This window comes from Streptomyces sp. NPDC050147 (assembly GCF_040660195.1).
Lineage (GTDB): Bacteria > Actinomycetota > Actinomycetes > Streptomycetales > Streptomycetaceae > Streptomyces.
On the sequence record NZ_JBFALJ010000064.1, the window covers coordinates 1 to 1,524 of the forward strand.

The 1,524-nt window shown below is 56.0% G+C and carries 1 rRNA gene; it reads left to right on the top strand.

The annotated features are described in order from the left end of the window. Positions 1-1,502 (top strand): 23S ribosomal RNA (locus tag AB0I94_RS41920); the annotation flags it as partial. Positions 1,503-1,524: the final 22 nt, after the last annotated feature.

Genomic DNA, 1,524 nt, shown 5'->3' on the forward strand with positions numbered 1-1,524 from the left:
GTAGTAGGTGAGTGATGGGGTGACGCAGGAAGGTAGTCCAGCCCGGGCGATGGTAGTCCCGGGGTAAGGGTGTAGGCCGTGTGATAGGTAAATCCGTCGCACATTAAGGCTGAGACCTGATGCCGAGCCGATTGTGGTGAAGTGGATGATCCTATGCTGTCGAGAAAAGCCTCTAGCGAGTTTCATGGCGGCCCGTACCCTAAACCGACTCAGGTGGTCAGGTAGAGAATACCGAGGCGTTCGGGTGAACTATGGTTAAGGAACTCGGCAAAATGCCCCCGTAACTTCGGGAGAAGGGGGGCCATCACTGGTGATCGGATTTACTCCGTGAGCTGGGGGTGGCCGCAGAGACCAGCGAGAAGCGACTGTTTACTAAAAACACAGGTCCGTGCGAAGCCGTAAGGCGATGTATACGGACTGACGCCTGCCCGGTGCTGGAACGTTAAGGGGACCGGTTAGTGCACTTTCGGGTGTGCGAAGCTGAGAACTTAAGCGCCAGTAAACGGCGGTGGTAACTATAACCATCCTAAGGTAGCGAAATTCCTTGTCGGGTAAGTTCCGACCTGCACGAATGGCGTAACGACTTCTCGACTGTCTCAACCATAGGCCCGGTGAAATTGCACTACGAGTAAAGATGCTCGTTTCGCGCAGCAGGACGGAAAGACCCCGGGACCTTTACTACAGTTTGATATTGGTGTTCGGTTCGGCTTGTGTAGGATAGGTGGGAGACTTTGAAGCGGGCACGCCAGTGTTCGTGGAGTCAACGTTGAAATACCACTCTGGTCGTGCTGGATGTCTAACCTGGGTCCGTGATCCGGATCAGGGACAGTGTCTGATGGGTAGTTTAACTGGGGCGGTTGCCTCCTAAAGAGTAACGGAGGCGCCCAAAGGTTCCCTCAGCCTGGTTGGTAATCAGGTGTTGAGTGTAAGTGCACAAGGGAGCTTGACTGTGAGACCGACGGGTCGAGCAGGGACGAAAGTCGGGACTAGTGATCCGGCGGTGGCTTGTGGAAGCGCCGTCGCTCAACGGATAAAAGGTACCCCGGGGATAACAGGCTGATCTTCCCCAAGAGTCCATATCGACGGGATGGTTTGGCACCTCGATGTCGGCTCGTCGCATCCTGGGGCTGGAGTCGGTCCCAAGGGTTGGGCTGTTCGCCCATTAAAGCGGTACGCGAGCTGGGTTTAGAACGTCGTGAGACAGTTCGGTCCCTATCCGCTGTGCGCGTAGGAATATTGAGAAGGGCTGTCCCTAGTACGAGAGGACCGGGACGGACGAACCTCTGGTGTGCCAGTTGTCCTGCCAAGGGCATGGCTGGTTGGCTACGTTCGGAAAGGATAACCGCTGAAAGCATCTAAGCGGGAAGCCTGCTTCGAGATGAGTATTCCCACCCCCTTTGAGGGGTTAAGGCTCCCAGTAGACGACTGGGTTGATAGGCCAGATCTGGAAGCCCGGCAACGGGTGGAGGTGACTGGTACTAATAGGCCGAGGGCTTGTCCTCAGTTGCTCGCGTCCACTGTGTT